The sequence below is a fragment of the Helicobacteraceae bacterium genome, from assembly GCA_031258155.1.
Classification (GTDB): Bacteria; Campylobacterota; Campylobacteria; order Campylobacterales; family SZUA-545; genus JAIRNH01.
In genome coordinates, this window is the sequence record JAIRNH010000022.1 from 1 (window position 1) to 9154 (window position 9154).

The following is a 9154-nucleotide window of genomic DNA, read 5'->3' on the forward strand; positions in this document are numbered from 1 at the left end:
CCCCCCCCCCCCCCCCAGCAGTCGCGCTGGCAATTACCGCCGCCGCGCAGAAAATCGCCGACTTATTTCCGAACGCATAGAACTACAACCGCGTTTATTCGTTCTCAGAAAGAGAACAAAAGGACTTTGGTCGTCAAATCGACTTCGCTCGTTTCGCGCAATGACTTACGGCTTCGCGCAAATGCCAAAATCTACTAAGAAAGGAACGATAAAATGACTAACGCCGAGTTTGCTCTTGCGGCGCGCAAAGATATTTTAAGCGGGTTGCATAACTCGCTACAATCGCATATAGGCTCGTGTCTATCTTGCATAGATATATTGAGCGTTCTTTACAATAGCGTTTTGCGTCTTGAGCCTCATAATCCACAAGCGCCAAATCGAGATCGCTTACTCCTTAGCAAAGGACACGCAATTTTTGCGTTGCTTGTATGTTTGGCGTATCGCGGTTTCATTGATAGATCCGATCTGGACGCGTATTGCTCAGACGGCAGTCGCTATACGGGGCATCCTATTAGAGATAACGTACCGGGAGTAGAGATCACCTCTGGTTCATTGGGACACGGATTGCCTATGGCGTCCGGTATGGCTGTCGCTTGTCGTATAAAAGGAGATCTTGGGAAGGTTTTCTGTCTGATGGGCGATGGAGAATGTAACGAAGGGGCGGTATGGGAAGCGGCTATGTTTGCCGCGAAGCACCGACTAAATAATTTGATTGCGATTGTTGATCGTAATCGGCTGCAAAGCTATGGCAGAGACGAACAAGTGTTAGATATGGGCGATCTAGCCGCAAAATTTGCTACGTTTGGATGGAAGACGCTGAACATCGACGGACACAATTATGACGAAATCGAAGAAGCTATGCGCGTTACAAGCGAAAAACCAATCGCGGTAATCGCTCACACAATAAAAGGCAAAGGCATATCCTTTATGGAAGATAAGCAAGAGTGGCATTTCCTTTCCCCAAAAGAGGAACATTACAAAGCTGGAATGAAAGAGCTAAACAATGCGTAACACCATGATCAATATGTTGAACAAAATGGCGGAAACAGATCCTAAATTAGTCGTAGTGATTGATGATACCGGCTTTTTAGTATTTGAAGAGTTCGAGCAAAAATTTCCCGATCGTTTTTACAATGTAGGCATTGCCGAACAGCAATTTATCGGTTACGTAGCCGGTTTAGCGCTTGAGGGCATGAATGTAGTCGCCTACAATGTTTGCAATTTCTTTTTGCGATCTATGGAGCAGATACGTATAGATTTAGCGTTGCAAAACTTAGGGGTAACAATGATTGGCGTCGGAGGAGGAATGCACTATGGTTCGCAAGGACCTACGCACAACGCAACGGAAGATTTATCAATGATGCGCTCGCTTCCTAATGTGCGCGTCGTGTGTCCCGCCGATCCTGTAGAAATGCAAGCGCTGTTTGCCCAAATCATGCGCGAGCAACGTTTAACATATCTGCGCCTGTGCAAAAACAACGATCCCGTTATACACACTAAGCCAGTCTCTATTACAGTTGGTAACTCAATCGTAATGCGCGACGGATCGGACGTTGCCATTCTTGCTACCGGCGGAATGACGCGCGACGCGTTAAAAACCGCCGATCTGCTTGCGGCTCAAGGGATAAGCGTCAAGGTAGTCAGTATGCATACGGTTAAACCTGTAGATACGCAAAGCATACAAGAGTGCGACGGCTTTACCGCAGTTTTTACAATGGAGGAAAATACGATAATTGGAGGCTTTGGCAGTAGCGTTGCCGAGACGATGATGACTCTTGGCGTCCGCCCAAAAATTTTTAAAATGTTTGGTTTTCCAGATCGGTTTCCAATGATTTCCGGCAGTCGCGATTACTTAAACGCGCGTTTTGGATTAGACGCGGATAGTATGGCTAGCGTTATAGTCGCAAGCATAAAAAAGGAAAATATACGCATACCATAGTTTGTTCCGTTTGCGGCGCAACCCGTGAAAACACAATGGTATTTAAAGTAGCAAGGGCGATCTGAGGCGTTGGCGCGGCGCCATATTTTTGTGTTCGCTAATTGGCTGAAAGAAGAGAATATGGACTACCTAATTAACACGAATGATATTTATCATAAACGAATCTGCTCGATCATATTAAAAGAAATTAGCGAACAAATCGAGCAAATGGGATTAAAAAATGTTAGCATGTACAGAGCGTTTGCCTATGAATTATAAGAGCCAGGCGTCAATTGATATTAGCGCATATGATTTACTTATTATAGGGGCGGGACTGTCGGGGAGCACAATTGCGCGCCTTGCGGCACAAGGCGGATATAAAACGTTGATGTTAGAAAAACGAAATCATATCGCGGGAAATCTATACGACGAGGTTGATCCGAATTCCGGCATTTTAGTTCAGCGCTATGGTCCGCATTTGTTCTTCACCAACGACGAAACCGTATATAAGTTTATTACAAGCATAGATAAATGGAACGCTTGCATAGTGCACGGAAGAGCGAACATTGACGGGATTATGGTTCCTAGCCCGTTTAATAATATATTAGCCGATACTTTTTTTTCTACGCAAAAAGCGCGGGAGATAAAAATGCGTCTCGCCAAGTTATTTCCCGATCAGACAAGGGCGACTATCTTGCAATTGTTAGAGTCTGGCGATTCGTTAGTTAAAGAATACGCCGAGTTTATGTTTGAAAAAGATTATAAGCCATACACAATCAAGCATTGGGGGATTGCGCCGAATGAATTAGATAGATCGATATTAGAACGAGTGCCCGTACGACTTGACTATACCGATCGATTAAGCGATAAGCGGCATCAATTGTTGCCAATATCTGGTTTTACCGCATTTGTAGCTTGTATGCTACGGCAACCGAACATCGACGTTGCTTTAGATGCTGACGCAAGGAATTATATGTCGCTTGATGATAATAAAGTTAAATTTTGCGGAAAGCATATTAATATACCCGTCGTTTATACGGGAGCGCTTGATCGGTTGTTGGGTTATTCGTTCGGCCAGTTATCATACAGATCAGTTAATTTTATTTACCAAACGCTTGATACAGATAGCTTTCAAGAAACAGAATTTTCTATTCATCCTATGGCTGAAGGATATACGCGCATCACCGAATATACTAAATTGCCTGTTCAAGACGGGCGCGGTAAAACGCTTATAGCTTATGAATATCCGGCGCCATACGACGATCCCGCTAGTCAAATACCCTACTATCCTATTTTATGCGCGCGGTCAAATAATATATATTCGCAATATAGAAACATTGCGGATCAAATACCAAATCTATTTTTGTGCGGTCGATTAGCCGACTTCAAATACTATAATATGGACGACGCCATAAAACGCGCTATGGCGGTATTTGAATCTATTGAACAAAATCTTGGCGGCAAATAAATAGTTGACGTTTCGCATATTAAAAGAATAAGCGTTGAGCGATTGCGAGAGAGATAATCCTCTCCGAACGCGATCGTAATCTGCCCAACCTGAAAGATAGTTTGCCGTTTTAGCGCGGGCTATATGGAGAGCAAAAGCGAATAACAATACGCGTTATGCGGACCTCTCTTGGTCATACCCGCATGGGCGGGTATCCGTATCTTAACAAACAATCATAAGGGACGCTGGTTTTAGTAAATCGCGGGAAGTTACAACGAACGGGAGAGAGCGGACAATAAGACTTGAGACGCGGACGATATACAAAACAGTTTTACGGCGCTAGATCGCGCATAAAATAACCGCGCCAATTGAGCGCCCGCTTAAATTACGCATAAAACCATAGATCAATCAACCGCGAGGCAAAGCCAGTCGTAAAAAACGCTAGGCGAAAATCGATAAGATGCGTTGATGTTTCGCAATATGCAGGCGGCGACTGAAAGCGCGGCGATTTTAACGCGGCGGATATTTTGATTTCGTCCGTTTAGCGCTTTTGCTACAATCGCGCTTCAACACCTACGCTAGGAGGCAAACTATGCCCGACGCAAATCCAGAGAGAGAGAGAGAGAGAAGATCGCAAATTGTCGAGTTGGCGCGTCAATACGCGAGAGAGTTTCATCCGCTACACGATTTCGAGCGCGAAGCGCCCTTTAGCGACGGCGATCGGATAAGTTACGCGGGACGGGTATATGACGAAGAGGAGATCGCGAATCTTGTAGAGGCGGCGTTGGAGTTTTGGCTTACGCCCGGTCGTTTCGCCCGCGATTTTGAGCGCGAATTAGCCCGCGCGATCGGCGTTAATTCGGCGTTTTATTGCTCTAGCGGCAGCGTCGCCAATCTCCTTGCCGTATCCGCGCTGACCTCGCCGCTTCTAGGCGATCGAAGGCTTTTGCGAGGCGACGAGGTTATCACCGTCGCGGCGGGTTTCCCCACGACCGTTTTTCCGATCGTTCAAAACGGCGCGATTCCCGTGTTTGTCGATATTACGCTGCCGACTTACAATATCGACGTAACGCGGCTTGAAAGCGCCGTCTCGCATAAAACCAAAGCCGTCGTTTTGGCGCACACGCTCGGCAACCCGTTTGATATTGCGGCGCTCAAAGCCTTTTGTGAAAAATACAGACTTTGGCTGATCGAGGATAACTGCGACGCCTTTGGAAGCGAATATACGCTAGAGGGCAAAACCGCCTTGACGGGATCGTTTGGCGATATAGGAACGCTTAGTTTCTACCCGCCGCACCATATCACCACCGGCGAGGGCGGCGCGGTCTTCGCGAACGATCCTTTGCTTGCGAAAATCCTGCTAAGCCTGCGCGATTGGGGGCGAGATTGCGTCTGTCCAAGCGGCAGAGACAACGTTTGCGGCTCTCGCTTTAACGGCGCGGCGAACGCTTACGGACAGCTGCCCGCCGGCTTTGATCATAAATATACCTATTCGCATATCGGCTACAACTTTCAAGCTACCGATCTGGGCGCGTCGATCGGGCTTGCGCAACTGCGAAAACTCGCCAAGAATACTAAAGCGCGGCGCGAGAACTTTGGCAGGCTCTTTTTGGCGCTAAAACCTCTTGCGGATAGCGGCTCTATTATCCTGCCGCGCGCCACGCCAAACTCTAATCCAAGCTGGTTTGGTTTTCCCATTACGATCGACGAGAAAGCGAAGCGATCGCGTCTTGAGGTCGTCCGCTTTTTAGAGGATAAAGGCGTTCAAACGCGCCTGCTATTTGCGGGCAATATCGTTCGGCAACCCGCGTTTGTTACAAGCGGCGGGCAAAAACTCGTTGATTTTCGCGTCGCGGGCGATCTGACAAACTCCGATCGCGTTATGAACGATACCTTTTGGATCGGCGTATATCCGCGTATCGGCGCGGCGCGTTGCGAATATATGGCGCGGCTGATCGAGCAAGCGCTTTCTTAATAAAATGATAAATGCGCTTTCTAATTACGGGACATACGGGTTTTGTCGGCGCTTGGACGGCGCTATTTTTGCGCGAGCTTGGTCATACGGTTAGCGGACTATCGCTAGAGCCGTATATCGGCGAAAACGGAGAGCGCGGTCTATATGAGTTGGCGCGCGTAGGCGAAACGCTCGAAGCCGATCTGCGCGTAGATATTCGAGATTTCAGCGCGTTAAAGCGCGCGATCGAGCAAACCAGCCCCGACTTTATCTTTCATTTCGCCGCGCAACAGCTTGTGCGCGAGAGCTTTCGGCGTCCGCGCCTTACTTTTGAAACCAACGCGATGGGGACCGTTAATGTCTTGGAGGCGATCGGCGAAGTTGGCGGCGTTAAGGGCGCGATCGTCGCCACGACAGATAAGGTATATAAAAACGTTTCGCATATATGGGGCTACCGCGAAAACGATCCGCTCGGCGCAAGCGATCCGTTAAGCGGTTCAAAGGCGGCGTGCGATCTGATCGCGCAGAGCTATATCGCCCGCGCCGACTACAAAACGCCGATCGGAATCGTCAGATCGGCTAACCTGCTCGGCGGAGGCGACAACTGCAAAGAACATCTGGTAGTCGATCTGATCAACGCCTGCAAACAAGGCGCGGCGGCGAAACTAAGAAACCCGAACGCGATCCGAAGCTGGCAGCACGTTTTGGATAGTATCAACGGCTACTATCTACTTGCCTCGCGTCTAATCGACGGCTCTTTGCCCGAAGGCGCCAAAGACGGGACGTTCAACTTTGGCGCCAGCGCCGATAGTTCCGATAGCGTTGGAAGCGTCGCCAGCAAGATCGTTGATCGCTGGCAAGGCGCGATCGCTTGGGAGTTTGCGGGCGATAGCGAAAATATAAAAGAGGAGCTTACGCTTGGGATCGATTCCAAAAAGGCAAAGTTCTATTTGGGCTGGGATAATAAATTGGATTTAGACGCGCTTCTTGATTGGACGGTCGGCTGGGAGCGCGAAGTCTTTTTTGGCGCCGAGGCGCGCGAAGTCGGCTTGCGGCAGATTGGCGCGTATTTACGGCTATGATTTAAGCCGCGACTTGCCAAACTTACCAAAACATTTAAGGGAGAAATGGTGAAAAACCTACATAGCTATAAGGAACACGATCGTCTTTGTCAAGCGATCGGGAGCGCTAAAGCGAAGGTAATTACCTACGGAATGGTTGCGAGCAATCACTTCGCGTTCGCTAGCGATCTGCTAAATAGCGATAACGTATCGGCAAATTTCGATAGCGACCCCGCTAAATGGAACGCTACCCTGTCGTTGGCGGGGGGGGGGGGGGCAATCCCCACTCTGCCGTTAGATCGGTTGGAAGAAGAGTATAAAAAAGCGGATGCGTTAGTAGTGATGACAGGAAGATTGGACGAGGTTGGATTGTATCTGGATAGCAAAAATCTGCGCTATTATTTTGGCGAAATTATACGCGATCTGCCGTCAAACAATATATTGGCTAATATTATCGCGGAGCGAGATAAGATAGCGGATCATCAAGAGGAGATCGCGCGCGTAAAAACGCTACTATCGGATCGCAAATCGCTAGAGATATATGAAACGCTGCTAAAAGCGCGAGCGAGCGAAAGTTTGCGCGAGCGTTTCAGCGCGGCGCGGAGCGTATATGAAAGCGATCAATATTTTCCAAAGGATATTAAGGCGTTTTATCCTAGCGAAAACGAGATATTGATCGACGGCGGAGCGTATAACGGCGATACGGCGCAAGCGTTTATTAAATGGACTAACGGTAATTTTAAGCATATCTACTGCTTCGAGCCTACCGCGGCGAGTTTTAACGAGTTGCGCGAAAATCTTAAAGCCTATCCATATACCGCTTACCAAAAAGGTTTAAGCGACGATAATAAGGCGCTGTCTTTTTTTGTATATGATTCGAGTCCGACCTCAACATCTACGTCGCAGAGTAGCGTCCCGTTTGTTTTCGGCTTAGAAAAAGTAGGCGCAAAAAGAACCGTGACAATCGATGTTTGCGCGATCGATAAAACAATCGACGATCAAGCGACGTTTATTAAAATGGATATAGAGGGTAGCGAGCTTGACGCGCTAAAAGGCGGCGCTAAAACGATTCAAAAATATAACCCCAAGCTGGCTATATGTATTTATCATAAGATCGAGGATTTCTGGGAGATTCCGCTATATATTCATTCGCTTGTTCCCGAATATCAATTTTATATTAGGCATCATACGCTTACGACTAAATTTTATGAAACGGTATTATACGCCGTTTGCGGCAAATCCGATTAAAGCGTAAGGAGTAATCGATTGGCGATCGCGGCGGACTATATAATCGACTATCTGATCGCGCGCGGCGTTAAAAGAGCCTACGGCTACCCGGGATCGCTCGCGGGGTTTATTATGGACGCGCTTCGCAAGCGATCGGATAAGATCGAAAACCATCTTTTATACGGCGAGCAGGCGTGCGGTTTTGCCGCGATCGGCGATTCGCTTGTCGGCGGCGAGGCGGTTTTGTGCTGGGCTACTTCGGGACCTGGCGCCAGCAATCTCGTTACGCCGATCGCCGACGCTTGGCTCGATAGCGTCCCAGTGATTTTTTTAACCGCCAACGTTCACACCGCCGATTCGCGCGAAAAATTAGGATGCGAAGCGCTAAGGCAAAATGGCAATCAGGAGCTTGATATTGTCTCGATCGCGCGATCTATTACGAAATTCGCGGCGAGAATCGACGATTTAGCCAAACTCAAAGAGACGTTAGATTGCGCGTGGGAGGCGGCAAACGGCGGGCGAAAGGGACCGGTTCTCATCGATCTGCCAATCGATATTTCGCGAGGCGAGGTCGGCGAGTTTAGCGCGGCGTTCGCTCCGAGCGGCGCGAAGACAAACGATACGCTTAGCGCGATCGAGCGGGAGATTATCGCCGCCGACAATCCGCTGATCGTCGCGGGCGGCGGCGTTCGATCGGCAAAAGTCGAAAGCTCTTTTCTCGAATGGCTCGCCGCGCTCTCAAAGCGAAAACCAACCGTCAAAACCGCCCTAACCTTTAGGGCAAAAGACCTGCTCGCCGCGGACGATCCGCTTAACGTCGGCGTTATCGGCGTCTGGGGAAATGAAAGCGCCAACGAAGCGCTAAAAAGCGCGGACCTAGTCGTCGCGCTTGGCAGCCGCTTGGCAAACAGGCAGCTTGCCGCGATAGGGGGTAAACTCGCATGCAAAGTTATCCGCGCGGATATAGACGCGGCGGAGTTTTCTCGGAGCGTAACTAGCGCGGAGTCGATCGACGTAAGCGCCGATCTAAGCGATCTTTTCAAGAGCGCCGTCGCCAAAGAGCCAAAGCGCGTTTTTGTTTCGGACGTGGGTCAAAATATGTGGCGCGTGGGACGAGAGTTGGCGGCTAAAAGCGGCGATCGGATACTTTTTAGCGCGGGGTTAGGCGCGATGGGCTTTAGTCTTTGCGCCGCGATTGGCGCCAGTTACGCCGCGCCGAACGCCGAGATTATCGCCTTTTGCGGCGACGGCGGTTTGCAGATGAGCGTAGAGGAGCTACACTATATCGCTCAACACCGAGTCGCGATCGCCTTGATCGTATTAAACAACGGCGCGCTGGGGCTAATTCGCGCCTTTCAAGAGCGCAATTTTAATTCGGACTTTTTCGCCACGACCGCCGAAACGGGCTACTCGTCGCCTAATTGGCGCTCTTTAGCAAAGGCTTACGGCATAGATTATAACGCGCTTGATCTGCGTAGCAAAACGATAGATGCAAGGATTGATATACTTGAGCCTATTATCAAGCTGACAAAGAATATTTGTCTTCC

General features: G+C 49.1%; 9 protein-coding genes. All 9 read left to right on the plus strand.

Annotation, left to right across the window (positions count from 1 at the left end; translation table 11 throughout):
- The coding region (locus LBF86_03460) for a hypothetical protein (protein MDR0664560.1) at positions 1-198 on the plus strand (198 nt) is incomplete at its 5' end.
- Between the two features lie 15 nt (positions 199-213).
- Positions 214-1011: a transketolase gene (locus LBF86_03465; protein ID MDR0664561.1), complete on the plus strand. Its 798-nt coding sequence runs from the start codon at positions 214-216 to the stop codon at positions 1009-1011.
- The gene (locus tag LBF86_03470; protein MDR0664562.1) at positions 1004-1939 is read left to right on the plus strand and encodes a 1-deoxy-D-xylulose-5-phosphate synthase; all 936 of its coding nucleotides are present in this window, start codon (positions 1004-1006) and stop codon (positions 1937-1939) included. Before LBF86_03465 ends, LBF86_03470 begins: the two co-directional genes overlap by 8 nt.
- Before the next feature lie 69 nt (positions 1940-2008).
- A complete protein-coding gene (locus LBF86_03475) occupies positions 2009-2197 on the plus strand; it encodes a hypothetical protein (protein ID MDR0664563.1) in 189 nt (62 codons plus the stop codon).
- Positions 2187-3386 carry a UDP-galactopyranose mutase gene (gene glf, locus LBF86_03480; GenBank protein MDR0664564.1) on the plus strand — a complete coding sequence of 400 codons (1200 nt, stop codon included), beginning with the start codon at positions 2187-2189 and terminating at the stop codon, positions 3384-3386. Before LBF86_03475 ends, glf begins: the two co-directional genes overlap by 11 nt.
- Positions 3387-3957: 571 nt before the next feature.
- Positions 3958-5340, plus strand: coding sequence for a lipopolysaccharide biosynthesis protein RfbH (rfbH, locus tag LBF86_03485; GenBank protein MDR0664565.1), 1383 nt, complete (start codon positions 3958-3960; stop codon positions 5338-5340).
- A gap of 11 nt (positions 5341-5351) precedes the next feature.
- Positions 5352-6401 carry a CDP-glucose 4,6-dehydratase gene (gene rfbG / locus LBF86_03490; protein MDR0664566.1) on the plus strand — a complete coding sequence of 350 codons (1050 nt, stop codon included), beginning with the start codon at positions 5352-5354 and terminating at the stop codon, positions 6399-6401.
- 48 nt (positions 6402-6449) lie between these two features.
- The gene (locus LBF86_03495; GenBank protein ID MDR0664567.1) at positions 6450-7628 is read left to right on the plus strand and encodes an FkbM family methyltransferase; all 1179 of its coding nucleotides are present in this window, start codon (positions 6450-6452) and stop codon (positions 7626-7628) included.
- An 18-nt stretch (positions 7629-7646) separates the two neighbouring features.
- On the plus strand, positions 7647-9154 hold a 1508-nt coding region (locus LBF86_03500), incomplete at its 3' end, for a thiamine pyrophosphate-binding protein (GenBank protein ID MDR0664568.1).

What these genes read in the sequence shown, in the direction of transcription:
- LBF86_03465 (MDR0664561.1), top strand. Translation starts at nt 214, where the DNA reads ATGACTAACGCCGAGTTTGCTCTTGCGGCGCGCAAAGATATTTTAAGC.
- LBF86_03470 (MDR0664562.1), top strand. Translation starts at nt 1,004, where the DNA reads ATGCGTAACACCATGATCAATATGTTGAACAAAATGGCGGAAACAGAT.
- glf (MDR0664564.1), top strand. Translation starts at nt 2,187, where the DNA reads ATGAATTATAAGAGCCAGGCGTCAATTGATATTAGCGCATATGATTTA.
- rfbH (MDR0664565.1), top strand. Translation starts at nt 3,958, where the DNA reads ATGCCCGACGCAAATCCAGAGAGAGAGAGAGAGAGAAGATCGCAAATT.
- rfbG (MDR0664566.1), top strand. Translation starts at nt 5,352, where the DNA reads ATGCGCTTTCTAATTACGGGACATACGGGTTTTGTCGGCGCTTGGACG.